General features: G+C 37.9%; 20 protein-coding genes and 2 tRNA genes. 16 read left to right on the top strand and 6 right to left on the bottom strand.

The features are described from left to right. The first annotated feature begins 45 nt into the window (after window positions 1–45). The 4 genes from B0G92_RS05140 (at window position 46) to B0G92_RS05125 (ending at window position 3967) form a co-directional block, all read left to right on the top strand. On the top strand, window positions 46–1140 hold the full coding sequence (locus tag B0G92_RS05140) for a fatty acid desaturase family protein (RefSeq protein WP_056068231.1): 1095 nt from the start codon (window positions 46–48) through the stop codon (window positions 1138–1140). A 29-nt stretch (window positions 1141–1169) separates the two neighbouring features. After that, window positions 1170–2354: a pyridoxal phosphate-dependent aminotransferase gene (locus B0G92_RS05135; RefSeq protein ID WP_056068229.1), complete on the top strand. Its 1185-nt coding sequence runs from the start codon at window positions 1170–1172 to the stop codon at window positions 2352–2354. Between the two features lie 100 nt (window positions 2355–2454). Then, window positions 2455–3615 (top strand): formate-dependent phosphoribosylglycinamide formyltransferase, encoded by a 1161-nt coding sequence (gene purT, locus B0G92_RS05130; protein ID WP_101471312.1) that lies wholly within the window; start codon window positions 2455–2457, stop codon window positions 3613–3615. A 7-nt stretch (window positions 3616–3622) separates the two neighbouring features. After that, window positions 3623–3967: a DUF6370 family protein gene (locus B0G92_RS05125; protein ID WP_101471311.1), complete on the top strand. Its 345-nt coding sequence runs from the start codon at window positions 3623–3625 to the stop codon at window positions 3965–3967. Between the two features lie 272 nt (window positions 3968–4239). Here B0G92_RS05125 and B0G92_RS05120 read toward each other — a convergent pair whose 3' ends face one another. Then, window positions 4240–5874, bottom strand: coding sequence for a hypothetical protein (locus tag B0G92_RS05120; protein ID WP_101471310.1), 1635 nt, complete (start codon window positions 5872–5874; stop codon window positions 4240–4242). A gap of 127 nt (window positions 5875–6001) precedes the next feature. Here B0G92_RS05120 and B0G92_RS05115 point away from each other — a divergent pair, with 127 nt between their 5' ends. The 8 genes from B0G92_RS05115 (at window position 6002) to fabD (ending at window position 12476) form a co-directional block, all read left to right on the top strand. Continuing rightward, on the top strand, window positions 6002–6223 hold the full coding sequence (locus tag B0G92_RS05115) for a (4Fe-4S)-binding protein (protein ID WP_056068468.1): 222 nt from the start codon (window positions 6002–6004) through the stop codon (window positions 6221–6223). 129 nt (window positions 6224–6352) lie between these two features. Then, the gene (locus B0G92_RS05110) at window positions 6353–7033 is read left to right on the top strand and encodes a response regulator transcription factor (RefSeq protein ID WP_056068221.1); all 681 of its coding nucleotides are present in this window, start codon (window positions 6353–6355) and stop codon (window positions 7031–7033) included. Then, window positions 7033–8421, top strand: a complete 1389-nt coding sequence (locus B0G92_RS05105) for a HAMP domain-containing sensor histidine kinase (RefSeq protein WP_101471309.1) — start codon at window positions 7033–7035, stop codon at window positions 8419–8421. Before B0G92_RS05110 ends, B0G92_RS05105 begins: the two co-directional genes overlap by 1 nt. Window positions 8422–8498: 77 nt before the next feature. Beyond that, window positions 8499–9221, top strand: coding sequence for a hypothetical protein (locus tag B0G92_RS05100; protein ID WP_101471308.1), 723 nt, complete (start codon window positions 8499–8501; stop codon window positions 9219–9221). 69 nt (window positions 9222–9290) lie between these two features. Continuing rightward, a complete protein-coding gene (locus tag B0G92_RS05095; RefSeq protein ID WP_245867706.1) occupies window positions 9291–10217 on the top strand; it encodes a bestrophin family protein in 927 nt (308 codons plus the stop codon). 129 nt (window positions 10218–10346) lie between these two features. Further along, window positions 10347–10862, top strand: a complete 516-nt coding sequence (locus B0G92_RS05090; protein WP_101471306.1) for a DUF4878 domain-containing protein — start codon at window positions 10347–10349, stop codon at window positions 10860–10862. 36 nt (window positions 10863–10898) lie between these two features. Further along, window positions 10899–11567, top strand: a complete 669-nt coding sequence (locus tag B0G92_RS05085; RefSeq protein WP_101471305.1) for a YiiX/YebB-like N1pC/P60 family cysteine hydrolase — start codon at window positions 10899–10901, stop codon at window positions 11565–11567. 33 nt (window positions 11568–11600) lie between these two features. After that, window positions 11601–12476 (top strand): ACP S-malonyltransferase, encoded by an 876-nt coding sequence (gene fabD, locus B0G92_RS05080; RefSeq protein ID WP_101471304.1) that lies wholly within the window; start codon window positions 11601–11603, stop codon window positions 12474–12476. Window positions 12477–12530: 54 nt separating this feature from the next. On the opposite strand, the gene galE is transcribed toward fabD, so the two are convergent. Continuing rightward, complete coding sequence (galE, locus tag B0G92_RS05075) at window positions 12531–13547, bottom strand: UDP-glucose 4-epimerase GalE (RefSeq protein WP_101472030.1); 1017 nt, start codon at window positions 13545–13547, stop codon at window positions 12531–12533. Between the two features lie 68 nt (window positions 13548–13615). Next, a complete protein-coding gene (locus B0G92_RS05070; protein ID WP_101471303.1) occupies window positions 13616–14746 on the bottom strand; it encodes a DegT/DnrJ/EryC1/StrS family aminotransferase in 1131 nt (376 codons plus the stop codon). Window positions 14747–14845: 99 nt separating this feature from the next. Between B0G92_RS05070 and B0G92_RS05065 the strand changes: the two genes are divergently transcribed. The 4 genes from B0G92_RS05065 (at window position 14846) to B0G92_RS05050 (ending at window position 19263) form a co-directional block, all read left to right on the top strand. After that, window positions 14846–16072, top strand: a complete 1227-nt coding sequence (locus tag B0G92_RS05065; protein ID WP_101471302.1) for a 3-deoxy-D-manno-octulosonic acid transferase — start codon at window positions 14846–14848, stop codon at window positions 16070–16072. A gap of 19 nt (window positions 16073–16091) precedes the next feature. Further along, entirely contained in the window at window positions 16092–16538 is a 447-nt protein-coding gene (locus tag B0G92_RS05060; RefSeq protein WP_245867704.1) for a GNAT family N-acetyltransferase, read from the top strand. A 97-nt stretch (window positions 16539–16635) separates the two neighbouring features. After that, window positions 16636–18777 (top strand): S46 family peptidase, encoded by a 2142-nt coding sequence (locus tag B0G92_RS05055; RefSeq protein WP_101471301.1) that lies wholly within the window; start codon window positions 16636–16638, stop codon window positions 18775–18777. Window positions 18778–19029: 252 nt separating this feature from the next. After that, the gene (locus B0G92_RS05050) at window positions 19030–19263 is read left to right on the top strand and encodes a hypothetical protein (protein WP_101471300.1); all 234 of its coding nucleotides are present in this window, start codon (window positions 19030–19032) and stop codon (window positions 19261–19263) included. Window positions 19264–19484: 221 nt separating this feature from the next. On the opposite strand, the gene B0G92_RS05045 is transcribed toward B0G92_RS05050, so the two are convergent. From B0G92_RS05045 to B0G92_RS05035, 3 genes are all read right to left on the bottom strand, one after another. Then, entirely contained in the window at window positions 19485–19835 is a 351-nt protein-coding gene (locus B0G92_RS05045) for a hypothetical protein (RefSeq protein WP_056068195.1), read from the bottom strand. A gap of 318 nt (window positions 19836–20153) precedes the next feature. Beyond that, window positions 20154–20239, bottom strand: a tRNA-Leu gene (locus tag B0G92_RS05040). A 15-nt stretch (window positions 20240–20254) separates the two neighbouring features. Next, window positions 20255–20327: transfer RNA gene (locus B0G92_RS05035), tRNA-Gly, on the bottom strand. Between the last annotated feature and the right edge of the window lie 100 nt (window positions 20328–20427).

Genomic DNA, 20427 nt, shown 5'->3' with positions numbered 1-20427 from the left:
TCTTTACCTTTGAAGACTTTATTTTGATTAATTATAAATTACCATATGAATACCACAATTCCAACGTTTTCCAAAAATGACAGCTTGAAATTTTTTAGGACCCTAAACACTCGCGTCAACAATTATTTCAAGGAAAATAACATCAAAAAAACCGGAAACTGGAAATTGCATCTCAAGGCGATTATCATGTTCAGCCTTTTTCTAACTCCTTATTTCCTGATATTGGCTCTGGACATGCCTTTTTGGCTTATGCTTTTGCTGTCCATCGTAATGGGAATCGGAATGGCCGGAGTAGGTATGAATGTGATGCATGATGGAAATCACGGCTCTTATTCCAATAAATCATGGCTTAATAAAATTATGGGAGGTAGCATATACATTCTGGCAGGAAACGTATACAACTGGCAAGTACAGCACAATGTCCTTCACCATACCTATACCAATATTCACGGACATGATGAAGATTTGGATGCCGGAAAAATCATCCGTTTCACACAAGATGCAAAATGGCACAGATTCCATAAATTCCAACACTACTATTCTGTTTTCTTATACGGTTTGCTAACATTCAACTGGGCAATCACAACCGATTTCAGACAGATGAAAAACTACCTCAGAAGAAAACTTTCCTATGGCGAGCCTCAAAGCCCTGTCAAATTATGGACCGTTTTGGTTATCACAAAAATCATCTACATTTCCATATGGCTGGCACTTCCAATGATATTAGGAATTTCCTGGTGGAAAGTTCTTTTAGGATTTCTGGTGATGCATTATACAGCCGGATTGATTTTAAGCATTATTTTCCAGTTGGCACACGTAGTAGAAGAAACAGCTAATCCTGTTCCAAATGACGAAGGAGAAATTGAAAATACCTGGGCTATCCACCAACTGTATACTACAGCCAATTTCGCTCCAAAAAACAAAATCGTTAATTGGTTTACCGGCGGATTAAACCACCAGATAGAACATCATATTTTTCCACATATCAGCCATGTTCATTACGGAAAAATTGCTGAAATCGTAAAACAGACAGCAAAAGAATGCAATCTGCCTTACCATGAATTCAAGACCATGCGAGGTGCAGTAGCAGCCCACTTCAGACACTTGAAAGAATTAGGACAGAATCCAGCAATGGCATAATTGACTAAAATATAAACAATACGTTTTTCATGAATCATTTATCGGATAGAATCAACAGATTATCAACTTCGCAAACCTTGGCAATGGCAGCATTGGCAAGAGAATTAAAAGCCCAGGGAAAAGACATCATCAGCCTGAGCTTAGGTGAGCCTGATTTTAATACGCCTGACTTCATCAAAGAAGCCGCAAAAAAAGCAATTGACGAAAACTACAGCACCTACACGCCTGTAGACGGTTATGCTGAACTGAAAGAAGCGATATGCAGAAAATTTAAAAGAGATAACAATCTTAATTATACACCTGCTAACATTGTCGTGTCAACAGGTGCCAAACAATCTTTATATAACGTTGCACAAGTAATGCTGAACGACGGTGACGAAGTAATTTTACCTGCTCCTTACTGGGTAAGCTATTACGAAATCATCAAAATGTCGGGTGGTATTCCGGTAGAAGTTCCTACTACCGTAGAAAGTGATTTCAAAATTACGCCGGAACAACTTGAAAAAGCGATTACACCAAAAACAAAAATGATTTGGTACAGCTCGCCATGCAATCCGAGCGGTTCTGTATACAGCCGCGAAGAACTGACTGCATTGGCAAAAGTATTGGAAAAACATCCTGATATTTTTGTAGTAGCCGACGAAATCTACGAACATATTAACTTTTCGGGCACATTTTGTAGCATTGCCTCTATTCCGGGAATGTTTGACAGAACCGTAACTGTGAATGGTGTGGCTAAAGCTTTTGCCATGACCGGATGGAGAATCGGATATATTGGTGCTCCGGAATTTATTGCAAAAGCCTGTACTAAAATGCAGGGACAGGTAACAAGCGGTGCTAATTCAATAGCGCAAAGAGCAACAATCACAGCGGTTGATGCGGACCCCAGCGTATTAAATGACATGGTGGCCGCTTTTAAAAACCGCAGAAATTTAGTAGTAGGACTCATTAAGGAAATTCCGGGCCTAAAGCTAAATGTTCCTGAAGGTGCCTTTTATGTTTTCCCGGACGTTTCTTCCTTTTTTGGAAAAACACTGCGTGGCACTGAAATCAAAAATGCTGACGACTTTTCTATGTATCTTTTAGCAGAAGCCAACGTAGCTACTGTAACCGGTGATGCGTTTGGAAACCCAAACTGCATCCGCTTGTCTTACGCAACCAGCGAAGAACTGCTCACAGAAGCCTTGCGAAGAATCAAAGAAGTTTTAGCTTAAACAAATACGCCCTGAGGAAACTTGGGGCTTTTTATTTTATATTTATCCACAACCCTTTCAGGGCTTTGAACCCTGAAAGGGTTATCAAAAACGATACTAAATGTCAAAAATACTACTACTCGGTTCCGGAGAATTAGGAAAAGAATTTACAATCGCAGCACAACGCATCGGACAAACCGTAATTGCTGTTGACAGCTATGAAAATGCCCCTGCCATGCAGGTTGCTCATGGATTTGAAGTTATCAATATGCTTGACGGAGAAGCATTAGACCGGATTGTAGCCAAACACCAGCCAGATTTTATAGTGCCTGAAATAGAAGCCATCCGCACAGAACGCTTTTATGATTATGAAAAGCAAGGATATACCGTAGTTCCTTCTGCAAAGGCAGCCAACTTCACAATGAACCGAAAAGCCATACGCGATTTGGCAGCCAAGGAACTGGGCCTAAAGACTGCAAATTACCGATATGCCACTTCTTCCGAACAACTGCACAAAGCCGTTGAAGAAATTGGAATTCCTTGCGTAGTAAAACCTTTGATGTCATCTTCAGGAAAAGGCCAATCCACCATCAAATCTCCTGAAGACATTGAAAAGGCATGGAACTATGCAGTTGAGGGCTCCAGAGGTGATGTTGTAGAAGTTATAGTGGAGGCTTTTGTAAAATTCAATTCTGAAATCACACTACTCACCATTACTCAAAATAACAATCCAACACTTTTCTGCGCTCCAATCGGACATAGACAGGAACGTGGCGACTATCAGGAAAGCTGGCAGCCAGCCCGTATTTCAGACAAAGACCTGTTTGAAGCGCAGGATATGGCCGAAAAAGTAACCGAAGCTTTAGGAGGAGCCGGTCTTTTTGGGGTAGAATTTTTCCTGGCAGACGATGGCGTATATTTCTCCGAATTATCTCCAAGACCGCACGACACAGGAATGGTAACGTTGGCGGGAACACAAAATTTCAACGAATTTGAGTTGCATCTGAGAGCTATATTAAGCCTGCCTATTTTTGAAATAAAATTGGAAAAAGCAGGTGCAAGTGCCGTAATTCTCGCTTCCGAAAATTCTTCGAACCCAACTTATGAAGGTATCGAAAAAATTGCCGGACTTGCCAAAACCGATTTTAGGATTTTTGGCAAACCAACCACAAGACCCTATCGTAGAATGGCGGTAGCCCTGACTAATGATTCTCTTGACACTCCAATAGAAGAAGTAATCGAAAGGGCTAAAAATGCTGCCCAATTAGTAACTGTAAAATAATACACTCATGAAAAACATCATCGCTATCGCTTTCCTGTTCTTATCTTTTACTGTAAGCGCGCAAAACTCCGGCGCTAAACAAGCCAATCCAAAAAAGACAGCTCCAAAATCCCAAATAGTGGAAGCCTCCTGCGGACAATGCCAGTTTGGGATGAAAGGACACGGTTGTGACCTGGCCGTTCGTATAGACGGAAAACCTTATTTTGTAGACGGCAGCGGAATCGATGACCATGGAGATGCACATGCAAGTGACGGTTTTTGCTCTAAAATCAGAAAAGCAGAAGTTACCGGAGAAGTCAAAAACAATCGTTTTGTAGCAACTTCATTCAAATTGCTTCCTGAGAAAAAATAATTTATAAATTTCATGCATACTTAGTGGCTCTGTGCCTTTGCGAGAGATTATTTTCACGCAAAGACACAGAGCCGCTAATGATATGAAGAAGAAATATAGAAAGTAAAATTGTTGTGATTTCTTTTATTCAGCACAAACTTCCCCAAATATTAGAATCTGGAAAATCATTTAATCTGTGACTGAAAAAATTATTTCTTTTTTTTTTACCTAACACGCCCACTAATTGTTTAATCCCTGCATTAAAAAAGCGCCAAAATCAGGCGCTTTTCTTTTTATTTTTTCTTTCCGATGTTCTTGTTTTCAAAACTCGAAACATCAATCACTTCTTCTAAATCAACATCAAAAGAAATTGCAATGGAATCGCCCACAACCGTTACCGGCAATTCATTTGACAATTGAGATGACCCAACAAAAATATTAGGATAATCTTTTACCGTAAAATAATAAAAACTGTTTCCGTTCTTGACATCGCTGCTGATTCTTGTCACTACCGATTTTATACTTTTCTTACTGGTTATGCTTTCTGGATTTATACCATTGTCTGCCATGTTATAAACGTTTTTGTAGGCCATCAAGGTTTCACGCATTGTATTTCCTACGCCTACAATAGTATAATCACTTATGGAAACCATCGCAAACATTTTTACCAGACCTCCATCATCCTTAAGCGTCATGACATATGTCGGGATATTATTAATTACATACGGAATGGGCAATGAAGCATGATATCCCTTTTCCTGTACCTTCCCTTCGGCCGAACTCTGTGCCGCATATTCTGTTGCACCGCTTTGCTTATAATAGGTTGTTTCTTTGGTTCGTGTATCTACCAATACAAATCCTACGGTTGATTCTTCTTTACCAACAGACGACAAGCCGGTATACCAATACGATTTATGGTTCTCTCCATAAACCAAAGTCAGTCCTTCTGTAGTCTGCAACTTATTTTCATTCGAAAAGTTCCAATAGCCATGAACATATTCGCCCCAATCATTAAGCTGCTCTTCAACAAAACTTATCGGCTGGATTCGGTCAACCCATAAAGGCGTATTGTCAATATTATATTCTTTTATTTCTCCGGTCTGCGCATCAACCGTTAAAACACCGGTAGCATCGTTTCCGGCAAAACCTATCGTTTTTTTGTATTTGGTAACAATCCAATACGGATTTCCGGCATCATCAATTTCAAAATTAAAATCTTCCAATCCGGTTGTAGCATATCCGTTGAAATAAACATGCCTGTCAATTCTTGAACCAAAATAAGCCGATGGCTGGTATTTAATTTTAAGCGGTTTTCCGTTAACATTCTGAATCAGCTTCACATCTCTTTCATTAGTCGCAGAAACCATTACATAACCCGGCGTACCTTCTGAATTGTTATACCATTTGAAAAATCCGGTGTGCAGCAAAGGTGCCACCCAATACAATTCGTCATTTACCTTTTGTATAGTAAACTCCCCTATTTCTGCCTGAGAACCTAATGATGGCTGAGAACCGATAATCTTTTCACCCAAAAGCATGGCAAGCTCTTCATCAACAACCCTAATCTTGTCCAAAGAAATAGGTGCTATATGATTTTTAAGGTCATCGCCGTTTTCAACCTTACCTATTAATTTTTGATAAGCGCTACTTCTAAACATCGGGAGTGAAGTTAACAGAGGCACAACCAACAAATACAACATAAGTCCAAAAGACAAGAAAAACAGTATTTTGTTCGTTCGTGAAAAAACATTCAATTTCCTTGCTTTAGCTGTTACTTCAACTTTTGAAAAAATTATAATCGCCAGAAATATCAGAAATAACAATAGCAGTGGCAAACCCACAAAGCCATAATTAATTACGGGCAATATGTTGTAAAATAAAAAAAATCCGATTAAAAGCAGGATAAAAATCAGAATAGTTTTTTTCATGGTAGTGTTTTATTTGGTTTGCTTAATGAGTCGGTGAACATTAAAAATGTTACATTACTTATGAAGCAGATTTGTAAAGATTTTTTACCTTTATGATACGCTGAATGCAAACACTTAAAAAAACGTCATGGAAGACAAGAAAGAATATTCAAATGGAGAGGTAACTGTGGTTTGGCAAGCTGAAAAATGCATCCATTCAGCCAATTGCGTTAAAAACAACCCGCAGGTATTTCAGCCTAAAATGAGACCCTGGATTAATATTGAAGGTTCATCAAGTGATAAAATTATCGAAACAGTGAAAAAATGCCCTTCAGGAGCTTTAAGCTTTTATCAAAATAATCAGTCATAATTCGACATACTTGATTATATAACTCCGTTTTCTTATAATTTTCGCAAAAACAACGATTGAATTTTACGTTTTACAAAATTTTAACATTTCAATCTCTACTTTTGTTTTTGAGCACCAAACCCCTATTCTATGAAGCTACTCATTGTTGAAGACGAGCCTAATCTTTTGTCGATTATCCGGAAAGGACTTTCCGAAAAAAACAATGAAGTCAGTGTTGCTCTTGACGGCACTACTGCTCTGGAAATGATACAGAATCATAATTTTGATGTGATTGTCATGGATATTATGCTGCCGGATATTAACGGAATAGAGATTTGCAGACGGCTTAGGGCTTCTAAAAATTTTGTGCCTATTCTCTTATTAACCGCGTTGGGAACCACAGAAAACATTGTTACCGGATTGAACGCCGGCGCTGATGATTACCTGGCCAAACCTTTCAAATTTTCAGAACTGGAAGCCCGCATAGGTGCTTTGGCAAGAAGGTCAAACCAGGACCATAAGCCTAATGATAAAATTCAGATAGATGATTTGGAAATCGATTCACGTTCAAAAACCGTCAAACGCAATGGTGAAATAATACAACTCACAGCCAAAGAATTCAAATTATTATATTATCTGGCAAAAAATACGGAAATCATCCTTTCCCGCGAAAAGATTCTGGATAATGTATGGGACATTAATTTTGACATGAATACGAATGTCGTTGATGTTTACATCAATTATCTAAGAAACAAAATAGACAAACCTTACCAAAATAAATTAATCCACACCATCAAGGGTCTTGGATATGTTATAAAATCACAATCCTGATGCAGATACGAAAAAAAATTACCGCCACTTATATTGCGCTCTCCTGCTTTAGCACCTTGCTTTTGAGCGTTGTGGTTTTTTTTCTGTTCAAGCAGAATAATGAATATTATTTTTTGAAAAGGCTTCAGGACAGGGCAAAAATTGCTTCTTCAATCTATTATCAAAACGACCTCCGCAAGACGCGCTATTTTCAGGAATTCAAAAAAGAAGGACTTGAAGAGCTGGTAGAAGAAAAAGACTTCGTACTAAAAGTAAACGGAGAAAATACTTTTGAATATAATACAGACCTGCACCTTCCTCCGGAATTTTATGCCAATGTAATGAAAACCGGCTCCAGCTGGATTGAAGAAAATTACAGCTATTATTACGGTCAGATTTTTAAGGAATCCGGACAAAAATATATGGTAATCGTTACGGCTAAAGACCGAAGAGGATATACCAGCGCTATCTATATGATACAGATTTTAGTGTTGGGAGGAGCCGGATTTTTGGTTTTGGCTTTCTTTTTCGGAAGACTTCTGGCACGACGGGTTATTGACCCAATGGCAAGGATTACCAAAGAAGTTAAAAGAATCAGCGCTTCCAATCTTCACAACAGATTAGCAGACGCAGAAGGAAATGACGAGATTTCCGACCTTGCAAAAACCTTTAATGATATGTTGGACCGTCTGGAAACTTCTTTCGAAATACAGGCCAACTTTATCAACAATGCATCACATGAATTAAAAACACCAATCACCACAATTATAGCAGAAACCGAAATCATGCTCTTAAAAGAAAGAGAAGTTGAAGAATATGTAGGTTCATTAGAAAATATAAACCGCCAGGCTACAAAACTGGGGAACCTAACCGAAAGTCTGCTGAAATTGACCCAAACCGGATATGACGGAACCAAGCAGGTTTTGGATATTGCCAGAATCGACGAGCTCCTTTTGGAAGCAAAAGCTTCAATCGACACTTTATTTCCGGACAACCGTGTCAACATCAAGCTGAACGCCATTCCGGAAGACGAATCGTTGCTGACTATTCCCTGCAATAGGCCATTGCTGGAACTGGCACTGAATAATATTATTTCAAACGGCGTAAAATATTCAGACAATGACGAGGTTTTTGTGACGCTTTCTGCCGACAAGTCCAAAATTAAAATTGCGATTACCGATATAGGAATTGGTATTCCGCCTGAAGATATTCCTTATCTGTATGAGCCTTTCTTCCGCGGAAAAATTGCATCCAAATATAACGGTTATGGTTTAGGCCTGCCTCTGGCAATGAAAATCATCCGGATGCACAACGGAGAGCTGCATATCCAATCTGAAACCGGAAAAGGTACCGTTGTAAACATTACCTTCCACAAAACCAACATTAGAAATTCTAATCTGAAATCTTAGGAAATTCTAATTTTAATCTAAGTCCGTTCTAATTTCGCCCCACTTATTTTGTATGTATAATCAAAACCGATATACATATGAAAAATCTATTAATACCATCAACATTAGAAAAGGACACTATTAATGCCATTAAAGTTGCCATCCAACAGTCAAAAGGAAAAAGCTGTACCATATACTTAGCTTTGGTTAGTGAGATTCCGGACACTTACTCCTCTGCCGCATTTTTAAGAAACATTAAAAGCGACATGAGTGTTTCGCAAAAAAGCATTTTGCATAGTTGCCGCGAACTGGTTGCCACTTCACAAAACTGCTCTCTAAAAATCCACAATCAATACGGAATTTCTGCTCCGGTAATGAAAAACCTGATGGAGCATCTTAACATTGAATTGACAATACTGACTCCTTCTTATAAAAACACCGAAAGAAGAATTCACAATCAATTCCTGCAGATTCTTGCCAATTGCAAATGCCCGATACTCCACCTGAGTCCAAACTTCGAGGAACAGGATTTGAGCAAAGCCCTGTATTTGGAACAGACAAAATCAAAACTGCATGTAGAAGACCTGCAGGAACTTGTTCAAAATCATTTTGATTTCAGAATTGTAAGCCAGGCTACCATTTTTAATGACCAAAAGCCCGAAGAGATTCAACCTTTACTCACAGAGGCCATTACAAAAAACAACATCAATGTTTTAATAGAAACAAGAAAACCTAAAAAAATCAAGCTGAAAAATAAAAATTTCAGCATTAATGAAAGCTTCGGATTGCCTGTATTGTCCTTATATGAGGAAATTGTCTAAATACGGAAGCCATGGAAAAATTATTAAAAAACAAAACATATTTATATGCTACTAAAAAAGAAAATACCAATGAAATATGTACTGGGAAAAATCAAAATCGAGCTTTTCTTAGTCATCCTATACGTTATCTCCTTTGAAATTTTCCTTTATTATTACGGGACAAACGCTATAAACATTCCAATTGCAATCCCAACAATTATCGGAACCATCATATCGCTTCTGCTTGCATTTAAATCCAACCAGGCCTATGACCGCTGGTGGGAAGCACGAATCATTTGGGGTGCTATCGTAAACGACTCCAGAACATTAATCAGACAGGTTATTGCTTTCTATAAGGACCCGGATTTTTCTGTGGAAGCTAATGATTTCAAAGAAAATTTTGCAAAAAGACAGGCTGCCTGGTGTTACAGCCTTAGCCAGTCATTGCGAGGAAAAGACCCTTTAAAAGCAGTAAAGCAAATTTTAAGTGACGAAGATTTCAAATATATTAAAAAGCACAAGCACGTTCCTAATGCAATATTACTGTTGCATTCCAAAGACCTGAAAAAAGCTAACGAACAAGGAAAAATAAACACTTACCAGCAAGTAGAAATTGACAATACGCTGACAAGATTATGTGATTCTATGGGAAAGTGTGAAAGAATCAAAAATACAATTTTCCCGACAACCTATAGCATGTACATCCGTTTCACGTTGTGCCTTTTTATTATTCTTTTGCCTTTTGGGCTTACGGATTTATTAGGCTGGCTACAGATACCGTTGGTAACAACCATTGGTGCGGCATTTTTCCTGATTGAAAAGATGGCTATCCATCTGCAGGATCCGTTTGAGAACCGACCAACAGATACGCCAATGACTGCTATTTCAAGTACAATCGAAAAGAACCTGGTTCAGATGGTAAATGAATTTCGTGACGAATTTGAAACTCCGACCAAAAAACCCGAAGTTGAACTCCATCATATACAACCTGTTAAAAATTCGTATTTTGTACTGTAGTTTAATCCCTTTTTCTAAACCGGCCTTCCATTAAGGCCGGTTTTTAGTTTATACAGAAACATTTTATACTCTCTTTATTTGTTATATCTGAAAAAATTTTACTTTTACATAAATCTAACAAAACAATTTATGAAGACAAACACTTTCAGAAGCATTGCTGGCAAAGCATTCTTAATCTTAGGATTTTTATCCTTCACTTTTTTTGTTTCATGTTCTAACGACAGCAATCCTGAGGCGGTAGCAGAGAAATTCTTAAACCACGTCAACAAAGGAGAGTTTAAGGAAGCAAAAGAATATTGTGATGAGCAAACAGCTTCATTAATCGGAATGATGGAATCTATGGCTGGCGCTAAAAAAGACGAGCTAAAAAAGAACGACGCAAAAGTTGAAATTATTTCTTCTGAAGTTAAAGACGATAAGGCTACAGTAAAATACAAAACTGTTGGAGGAAAAGCAGAAGCTGCTGCTGAGCAAACTCTTAACCTTGTGAAAGTTGACGGAAAATGGAAAGTAACTATCGACAAAGAAAACGCTAACAAAGAAGGAGCTAAAGCTCCAGGTGCTGATATGGAAGCTACTGATTCTTTGGCAGCCCCTGCTGATGAACCAGTTGTTCCTGCTGATTCAACAGAAACAGCAGAATAATCTAACAAACCCTAACATTAAAAAAAGCATTGCCTAATGAAGAAATTTATCTTTTATACGGCAATGCTTTTTGTTTTAGGAATTATTGCCTACAAACTTTTCTTTTATTTTGATAAAAAAGCAGAACAGAAGGCCATCCTAAAAAATGAAGCCATAACCCGACTTTCGGAAGATGAACTTTCAAAAATCGAGGAAGGCGATTTTATACTCCGCAGAGGCTTTGGCTTTTTTAGCGATTATATTTCCAAAGAGCTCAATTCAGGCCCTATTGACGTAACACATGCGGGCATTATCATAAAGAGAAATGACTCACTCTATGTCGTACATTCTTTATCCTCAGATGTGACAGACGTTGACGGATTACAGCTACAACCGCTTAAAGAGTTCCTTAAATATTCTTTCCCCAACAAAATCATCGTAACACGTGCCAAAAATTGCGACAAAAAAATGGGAGCGCAAATTTCACAACTGGCTCAAAAATATCTTGCCATGCATATTCCGTTTGACCACAAAGGAGATTTTGACGATGATACAAAATTTTTCTGTACCGAAATGATTTGGAAAATTTTGGAAAAAGACCTGCATAGCGTCACCCTGCCTACCGAAGCTGCGGCACGAAAAAAATTCTTTTTTTCTATGACTCCGATGTATGATACCCAATATTTCGACATTAAGATAAATCAATACGATATTAAGAATAAATAGTATTTTTGCGACAATAAACAAAACCGAGAACAAATGAAGGCATACGTATTTCCAGGTCAGGGAGCCCAATTCACAGGAATGGGAAAAGACCTATACGAACAATCAGAACTAGCAAAAGAATTATTCGAAAGAGCCAATGCTATTTTAGGCTTTCGAATCACAGATATTATGTTTGAAGGAACAGCTGAACAGCTGAAAGAAACCAAAGTAACGCAACCTGCCGTTTTCCTCCACTCTGTTATCCTTGCCAAAACATTAGGCAATGATTTCAAACCGGAAATGGTAGCCGGTCACTCTTTAGGCGAATTTTCTGCCCTGGTTGCCAATGGCACCCTATCATTCGAAGACGGACTAAAATTGGTTTCACAAAGAGCCATGGCCATGCAAAAAGCCTGCGAAATTACTCCTTCTACCATGGCAGCAGTTTTAGGTTTAGAAGACCAGATTGTTGAGGAAGTTTGTGCTTCTATTGACGGCATTGTAGTGGCTGCTAACTATAACTGTCCGGGACAGTTGGTAATTTCAGGTGAAACAACAGCTGTTGAAAAAGCTTGTGAAGCCATGAAAGCTGCCGGAGCAAAACGTGCCCTGATTCTTCCGGTTGGTGGTGCTTTCCACTCTCCAATGATGGAACCTGCCAGAGAAGAATTGGCTGCTGCTATCGAAAATACTGTTTTTTCCCAACCTATATGTCCGGTATACCAAAATGTGCCTGCAAGCGCAGTTTCTGACCCAATTGAGATTAAGAAGAATCTTATCACACAATTGACAGCTCCTGTAAAATGGACACAGTCTGTACAGCAAATGATTAAAGATGGTGCCACTTCTTTTACAGAAGTAGGACCTGGAAAAGTACTGATTGGATTGGTTAACAAAATTGACAAAGAAGCAGCTACTTTCTCTGCTTAATCCTATTATACAGCATAAAAAAATCCCGCATTTAAATGCGGGATTTTTTATTATTTAGCTTCTGATTTTCTTTTCCCATTTCCAGGCACTTTCGATAGCTTCGTCCAATGTCGATTGTGCTTTCCAACCCAACACAGAATTTGCTTTTTGGGTATCTGCATAAGCTTCTATTACATCACCATCACGTCTTTCAACCAATTTATAAGGCAATTTTTGTCCGCTGACTTTTTCAAAAGAACGAATAACCTCTAAAACACTACTCCCTTTTCCGGTTCCTACATTAAAAACCTCAACTGCAGTCTCATTTTTTTTGTCAATCAATCGTTTAAGGGCAACAACATGGGCTTTAGCTAGGTCAACAACATGAATATAGTCACGGATACATGTTCCATCAGGTGTAGGATAATCTGAACCAAAAACCGAAAGTTCCTTCCTCATTCCTATACCTGTCTGAGTAATAAAAGGCACCAGATTTTGTGGCACTCCAATAGGAAGTTCTCCTATTTCAGCCGAAGGATGTGCTCCAATCGGGTTGAAATAACGCAAAAGAATCGCATTAATATTGGACACTTTTGCTACATCCCGGATTATTTCCTCACCTATCTGTTTTGTATTTCCATATGGAGAAGCCGCCAGTTGAATAGACGCATCTTCTGTTATTGGCATTTTTTCTGCCTGACCATATACCGTACAGGAAGAACTAAAAATAAAATCGGCTCCCGGCTTTGACTGCAATTCCTGCAATATATAAACCAAAGCGTTAATATTATTTTCATAATATAATAGTGGATTTTCCACACTTTCACCCACCGCTTTTGAAGCCGCAAAATGAATAACGCCCGCAATATCATTGTATTTTTTAAAAAAGGCCCTTACAGCTTCTTTTTCTCTCAAATCAAGATTTTCAAAAATCGGTTTTTGGCCGGTAATCGCCTCAATTCCATGCAGAACCTTTTCTTCTGCATTTGAAAGATTATCAATAATTACGACTTCAAAACCTTCGTTCTGCAATTCGACAACAGTATGCGAGCCAATGAAACCTAAACCTCCTGTTACTAATATTTTTTTCAATTTATTTACTATTTTGATAGACAATGGAAAAATTAAAAAGGTCTTGCCGTTTTTGTAAAATTCTTATACTATGCCAGGAATTCCAAAATAGAATCTGTGATAAACTTAATCTGCTCGTCGTCCAGTTCTGTATGCATTGGCAATGAAATTACTTCCTGTACCAATTGGTTTGTAATCGGGAAATCTTCTTCCGTATAGCGTGGGTCAAGATAGGCTTTCTGGCTGTGCAACGGAATTGGGTAGTAGATGGCACATGGAATACCCTTATCCAATAAATGCTGCATTAAAGCATTTCGGTCTGCATTCAATATTCTTAAAGTATATTGGTGGAAAACATGCGAATCTCTTTCACCTGCAATATAAGGTGTAACTATTTTGTCATGATTTGCCAAAGCCTGGCTGTATTTCTGGGCAGCAAGCTGTCTTGCCGCATTATATTCATCCAAAAGCGGAAGTTTTGCATTTAAAACCGCTGCCTGTATGCTATCCAAACGGGAATTTACCCCAACAACATCGTGGTGGTAGCGCACATACATACCGTGGTTTACTATGCCTCGCAGCTTGTGAGCCAAATCGTCATCATTGGTAAAAATAGCTCCACCGTCACCATAACATCCTAAATTTTTGGAAGGGAAAAAGGAAGTTGAAGCCACATGACCTATCACACCTACTTTTTCTTTTTTGCCATCAAAATATTTGTAGTTTGCTCCAATTGCCTGAGCATTATCTTCAATCACATACAAATTATGCTCTTTGGCCAACTGCATGATGCCCTCCATATTGGCTGCCTGTCCAAAAAGGTGAACCGGAACAATGGCTTTGGTTTTTGGCGTAATTGCTTTTTTTATCGCCTCGACAGAAATATTAAAAGTATCTATTTCAACATCTACCAAAACCGGAGTCAGTTGCAAAAGGGCAATTACTTCTACTGTTGCCGCAAAAGTAAAATCTGCCGTGATAACCTCATCGCCTGGTTTTAAATCCAGCGCCATCATGGCAATCTGCAAAGCATCAGTTCCATTAGCACATGGAATCACGTGTTTTGCTCCCAGATATTCTTCAAGATTTTTTTGGAATTTGTGAACTTCAGGTCCGTTAATATAGGTATTGGTATCGAGAACTTCCTGAATAGAATTGTTTACTGTTTCCTTTATATTTTCATATTGACCTTTAAGGTCAACCATTTGGATTTTTTTCATCTAAATTAAATTTAAAACAAGCAAAACTACTAATAAAATGACGGACGACCAATGAAATTTCTCGAAACTAGCGTATTTTAGCAATTCAAAATCAGGCGTATGTTTTTTCTTTATAATCTGTTGGTAATCATCGCGGGATATGCCCTGAAGGCAATCGCATTTTTCAATCCGAAAATGAAGCTTTTTGTAAACGGCAGAAAAAATGTTTTCAGGACTTTAGGCAACAAAATCCAGGCAACAGACAAAACCATCTGGTTTCATTCGGCTTCGCTTGGCGAATTTGAGCAGGGACTTCCTGTTATGGAAAAAATCCGCAGCCTGTATCCGGAACATAAAATCGTACTGACCTTTTTTTCGCCTTCAGGATATGAAGTCAGGAAAAACTCAACTGCAGCAGATGTAATCGTATACCTTCCGTTGGACACGAAAAAAAATGCTGCTGAATTTCTAAGGCTGGTACATCCTGAAATGACATTTTTTATCAAATATGAATACTGGCCGAATTATTTAAAGGAATTAAAGGAACAGAACATTCCAACCTATCTCTTCTCCGGTATTTTCAGAAAAGACCAGATTTTCTTTAAATGGTATGGCGGTTTTTACAGAAAAGCCCTGACCGCTTTCAAAATGTTTTTTGTACAAAATGAAAGTTCCAAATTATTATTACAACAAATTGGTTTCCAAAATGTAAAAATAAGTGGCGACACTCGTTTTGACCGGGTATTAAAAATCCTGAACAGAGACAACTCTTTAGATTTTGTAGAAAAATTCAAAGACGGCAAACTGACTGTCGTTTGTGGAAGTACCTGGCCAAAAGACGAAATCCAATTGGTTAATTTTATAAACACCAATCCTTTTGGCGTCAAATTTATCATCGCTCCTCATAATGTAAAACCCGAACAGATTAGCGAACTGAAAAACAGCATTTCAAAAAAGACTATACTGTTTTCTGAACTAAAGAATAAAACCCTGGCAGATTATGATGTTTTTATCATAGACACAATTGGCATCCTGACAAAAATCTACAGTTATGCGGACATTGCTTATGTAGGAGGCGGTTTTGGAACCTCCGGTTTACATAATATTTTAGAGCCCGCCACTTTTGGCATACCCATCATTATCGGACCAAATTACGTTAAATTTTCAGAAGCTGTTGCCTTAGTAGGAATGGGCGGCTGCATTTCGGTAAAAAGCAAAAAAGAATTAGAAGAAACCCTTTCCTTCTTAATCCAAAACGAAGACGAACGTTCTGAAAAAGGGCATATTGCCAGCACTTTTGTCCAGATGAATAAAAACGCCACAGAAATAATCCTGAAGAATTTATAAAACTACAATCCAAAAAAACATGACAACTTTCAGACCTATACAAACTTCAGACATTGATATCATCGTACCCATGATGCAGGAATTTTACAGCATCGACAATTACCCCATTGATATTGCTATTTCCAAAGCCTTATTTTTGGAATTCATAGAAAATCCGCACCTGGGAAAAGCCTGGCTGATTTATTCCGATGAAGAAATAGTAGGCTATATAATACTGACATTTGTTTTTAGCTTTGAATACAAAGGAACTATCGCTTTTTTGGATGAATTATACATTTCGGATAAAGCACGTGGCAAAGGGATAGGCAAAAAGGCATTGGACTTCATCCATCAGGAAGCCCTTTCTCTGTCACTTAAAATCATCTACCTCGAAATAGAGAATCACAACGAGATTGCCCAAAAATTATACCTCTCCAAAGATTTTGTAGTCCATAACCGAAGTCTGATGAAACTGACGCTAAAATAGCTTCCTAATAACACTTAAAAATTTCAGAAACCGTTAAATAGTTCGGTTTTGGAGCAAAAAATTGTAAATTGCGACCTCTAAACTTCAATTTTTACCTATGAAATTTTTAAGACTTATTGTCCTTTTACTGGTTCTTCCTGCCTATTCGCAGCAAGGCGGAATGTGGATTCCATCCCTTTTAAAAGGGATGAATGAAACAGAAATGAAAAATCTGGGAATGAAAATGTCGGCTTCAGACATTTATGACGTAAACAAATCGAGCCTTAAAGATGCAGTACCTCAATTTAACGGTGGCTGTACTTCCGAAGTTATCTCTCCAAAAGGATTACTTCTTACCAACCACCACTGTGGTTTTGGCGAAATCCAATCCCACTCCACTGTAGACCATGATTATTTGACAGATGGCTTTTGGGCCATGAGTCTGGAAGAAGAACTTCCAAATCCAGACCTTGAGGTGACCTTTATCGTAAAAATTGAGGACGTAACTGCCAAAATTTTAGATGGAGTTGCAGCTATTTCTTCAGAAGCTGATAAACAGAAAAAAATTCAGGAAAACATCGCCTCCCTGACAAAGTCTTCTCCAAAGGAAGCCTGGCAGGAAAACCGTATCCGTACTTTTTATGAAGGAAACCAATACATCCTTTTTGTAGTTGAAAGCTACAAAGACGTACGTTTGGTTGGTGCTCCGCCATCATCTATCGGAAAATTCGGTTCCGATACAGACAACTGGGTATGGCCAAGACACACAGGAGATTTCTCTTTGTTCAGAATTTATGCAGACAAAAACAATCGTCCGGCGGCCTATTCAAAAGACAATGTGCCTTATACCCCGAAACACTATCTTCCGGTTTCTATAAAAGGTGTAGAAGAAAATGATTTTACACTTGTGTTCGGATATCCGGGCAGAACCACGGAATATCTTCCATCTGTTGCTGTAGAACAGATTGTAAACGAATTAAATCCTGCTAAAATTGAAATCAGAGACAAAGCCTTAAAAGTAGCCGATGGCTTCATGAGAAAAGACAAGGCAATCAAAATCCAATACGCTTCCAAATATGCCAGCATTGCCAACTATTGGAAAAAATGGATTGGCGAAACCCAGGGCTTGAAAAAATCAAATGCCATTGAAGCAAAAAAGAAATTTGAAAAAGACTTTCTTGAAAAAGTAAACAAAGCCGGAAAACAGGCTGAATATGGGAATCTGTTTACAGACTTTGAAAAGAATTATAAAGAAATTGCTCCGTATGCTTTAAGCAGAGACTATTTTACTGAGGTCGTTTTAAGAAATACGGAAATGTTAACTATAGGCTACCGTCTTTACCAATTGGAACAGATATACAATAACAGAGGTGAACAATCCTTTAAAGACAGAAAAGAAGCAACCATCAAAGCTTTGGAAGAAACTTATAAAGATTTCAACGCTACTGTAGACGAAAAAGTTTTTGAACAGTTAATCGAATTGTATGCTACCAAAGTACCAAAGCAGTTTTTGCCGGCCAGCATGAAAAATTCAGATTATAAAAAACTGACCGACAAAATTTACGACCAATCAAAACTGACAACATACAAAGGCCTGAAAGAATTATTGAGCGGCGATACAAAAAGCATTCTGGCTAAGATTAATGCAGACAAAGGTTATCAGTTTGTAAAATCGATGGCAGATGTTTACCTAAAAGAGGTGGCTCCAAAATATGACGAAATCAATCTTAGGATTGCGGCATTACAAAGAACCTACATGAAAGGTATTTTAGAGTTAAGCCCTAAAGAAGCAAGAATTTTCCCGGATGCTAACAGCACCTTAAGAGTAACCTATGGAAAAGTAAAAGGCTATTCCCCAAGCGATGCAGTTACCTATAACCATACTACCTATCTTGATGGTGTAATGGAAAAATATATTCCCGGCGATTATGAATTTGACGTACCTGCCAAACTGATTGACCTTTATAATAAAAAAGATTACGGACAATATGGCAAAAACGGGAAGATGCCGGTTTGTTTTATTGGAACTAACCACACTACTGGAGGAAATTCAGGAAGCCCTGCTATAGATGCTAAAGGAAATCTTATCGGATTAAACTTTGACCGTGTATGGGAAGGAACAATGAGTGATATTTACTATGACCCTGCAATTTGCAGAAACATTATGGTTGATATGAGGTATGTGCTTTTTATTATTGACAAATTTGCCGGCGCAAAACACCTAATCAACGAAATGAAAGTCGTTGGAGGAAAGAAATAATTGATAATTTACGTCCTGTTTTTTTAAAGATTGACAAAAAATAGGACGGCAAATTTGAAAATTTGACGAATCGGAACTTCAATCAGGGTTTTTAACAAGCATTGAATGACAAAGATCCCATTTAAAGCCTTGTAATTCAAGGAATTTATTTTTAAAAAAAATCTTTAAAAAAAAGTTCAATAAATATTTTAAGATATTAAAAAATTTATATCTTTGCTCCGAATTAATAATTAACCTTTATAATTTAGTAAGATGAAAAAAGTTGTATTAAGCTTAGCATTAGTTGCTACTATGGCATTTGTTTCTTGCAAAGAAACTGAAAAACCAGCTGAAGAGGCTGCTGTTGAAGCTACAGAAGTTGAGGCTACTCAAGCTGTTGAAAACGCTGAAGTAAACGCTGAAGCTACTGTTGATAGCACTAAAGTTGCTGAAGAAGCTAAAGTTGAAGAAGCTAAAGCTGAAGCTGCTGCTCCTGCTAAACAATAATTAGCACACAGTAAAAAAAATAACCCTGCTTTTAGCAGGGTTTTTTTTATGCCTTATAGCTAAATAGCCATGAGGAAGTTTATAACAGACAGGCATTATTCTACATCTATATTATCCAGAAACTTTGCGGCTCTGCGCCTTTGCGAGCAATTATTTCACGCAAAGGCGCAGAGCCGCAAACAAGAAAACACAAACTTACTGGTTTCCGTTAATCATTTAAATTAAGGCAAATCTGCAAAAATATCGGCTCCGGTAAAATCCAACACCTCGGCTTTAGGCACATACAAAGCCACTTCGGCTATTCCTTTTGCTAAACGTAATTCTGTATTGAATTTCCGGCTAACCGCATAAATTTTACTGTCTATAATCAATTTATAGAAATACTTGCCACTGGAGGCCTTAAATTTCAAACAGAGCGCTGTTTCTGCTTTTGCCTTGATAATTTCAATGTCGCTCTCGCAATCCATTTTCAATTCATACGTCATACTGGTAAAGACAATCTTACCTTTTCGCGAAGTATAAACAAATTTGTAGTGATCTTCATCTTTTTTACTGATAACGAATGCGCCCATATAAAACCAAAAATAGTTAAAGACAAAAAAGCCTCCCAATTGAGAGGCTTTTTCATTAATTGATTATTCCTTAATGATAGTAGTCCAAATATAAAAATAAATTTCAGTCTTCACAAGAAGACATTAATAACACAAAGGCTAAATATTACAAATTCCTCAGAACACTAACACCCTGTAATATCTCCTGTTTTAAAAATTAATTTGAAGCAATTCTTCGTATTGACTTCGTAAGAGTTCTTATCAGATTTTCGTTATAAGAATTCCCATATTACACATACAACACTAAAATAAAAAAGCCCCTAAAAAGGGGCTTTTGAGTACTCAGAGCGGGACTTGAACCCGCACGAACATTGCTGTTCACTGGATTTTAAGTCCAGCGTGTCTACCAATTTCACCATCCGAGCATGGACTTTAATTTGAGCGAAAAACGGGGCTCGAACCCGCGACCTCGACCTTGGCAAGGTCGCGCTCTACCAACTGAGCTATTTTCGCATTGTGTATTTGATAAGAACTGCAACACTTGAACCATATTGCGGATGCAAATTTAATACATTAATTCAATTATACAAGAACTTTTTTCAAAAAAACATCA

The organism is Flavobacterium lindanitolerans (assembly GCF_002846575.1).
Classification (GTDB): domain Bacteria; phylum Bacteroidota; class Bacteroidia; order Flavobacteriales; family Flavobacteriaceae; genus Flavobacterium; species Flavobacterium lindanitolerans.
Note: the sequence above shows the minus strand (reverse complement) of the source record. Positions and strands in the feature narration are given on the sequence as shown.

Excerpts from the sequence above, each read along its gene's own strand:
- B0G92_RS05140 (WP_056068231.1), top strand. The coding sequence starts at position 46 with ATGAATACCACAATTCCAACGTTTTCCAAAAATGACAGCTTGAAATTT.
- B0G92_RS05135 (WP_056068229.1), top strand. The coding sequence starts at position 1,170 with ATGAATCATTTATCGGATAGAATCAACAGATTATCAACTTCGCAAACC.
- purT (WP_101471312.1), top strand. The coding sequence starts at position 2,455 with ATGTCAAAAATACTACTACTCGGTTCCGGAGAATTAGGAAAAGAATTT.
- B0G92_RS05125 (WP_101471311.1), top strand. The coding sequence starts at position 3,623 with ATGAAAAACATCATCGCTATCGCTTTCCTGTTCTTATCTTTTACTGTA.
- B0G92_RS05120 (WP_101471310.1), bottom strand. The coding sequence starts at position 5,874 with ATGAAAAAAACTATTCTGATTTTTATCCTGCTTTTAATCGGATTTTTT.
- B0G92_RS05115 (WP_056068468.1), top strand. The coding sequence starts at position 6,002 with ATGGAAGACAAGAAAGAATATTCAAATGGAGAGGTAACTGTGGTTTGG.
- B0G92_RS05110 (WP_056068221.1), top strand. The coding sequence starts at position 6,353 with ATGAAGCTACTCATTGTTGAAGACGAGCCTAATCTTTTGTCGATTATC.
- B0G92_RS05105 (WP_101471309.1), top strand. The coding sequence starts at position 7,033 with ATGCAGATACGAAAAAAAATTACCGCCACTTATATTGCGCTCTCCTGC.
- B0G92_RS05100 (WP_101471308.1), top strand. The coding sequence starts at position 8,499 with ATGAAAAATCTATTAATACCATCAACATTAGAAAAGGACACTATTAAT.
- B0G92_RS05095 (WP_245867706.1), top strand. The coding sequence starts at position 9,291 with ATGAAATATGTACTGGGAAAAATCAAAATCGAGCTTTTCTTAGTCATC.
- B0G92_RS05090 (WP_101471306.1), top strand. The coding sequence starts at position 10,347 with ATGAAGACAAACACTTTCAGAAGCATTGCTGGCAAAGCATTCTTAATC.
- B0G92_RS05085 (WP_101471305.1), top strand. The coding sequence starts at position 10,899 with ATGAAGAAATTTATCTTTTATACGGCAATGCTTTTTGTTTTAGGAATT.
- fabD (WP_101471304.1), top strand. The coding sequence starts at position 11,601 with ATGAAGGCATACGTATTTCCAGGTCAGGGAGCCCAATTCACAGGAATG.
- B0G92_RS05070 (WP_101471303.1), bottom strand. The coding sequence starts at position 14,746 with ATGAAAAAAATCCAAATGGTTGACCTTAAAGGTCAATATGAAAATATA.
- B0G92_RS05065 (WP_101471302.1), top strand. The coding sequence starts at position 14,846 with ATGTTTTTTCTTTATAATCTGTTGGTAATCATCGCGGGATATGCCCTG.
- B0G92_RS05060 (WP_245867704.1), top strand. The coding sequence starts at position 16,092 with ATGACAACTTTCAGACCTATACAAACTTCAGACATTGATATCATCGTA.
- B0G92_RS05055 (WP_101471301.1), top strand. The coding sequence starts at position 16,636 with ATGAAATTTTTAAGACTTATTGTCCTTTTACTGGTTCTTCCTGCCTAT.
- B0G92_RS05050 (WP_101471300.1), top strand. The coding sequence starts at position 19,030 with ATGAAAAAAGTTGTATTAAGCTTAGCATTAGTTGCTACTATGGCATTT.
- B0G92_RS05045 (WP_056068195.1), bottom strand. The coding sequence starts at position 19,835 with ATGGGCGCATTCGTTATCAGTAAAAAAGATGAAGATCACTACAAATTT.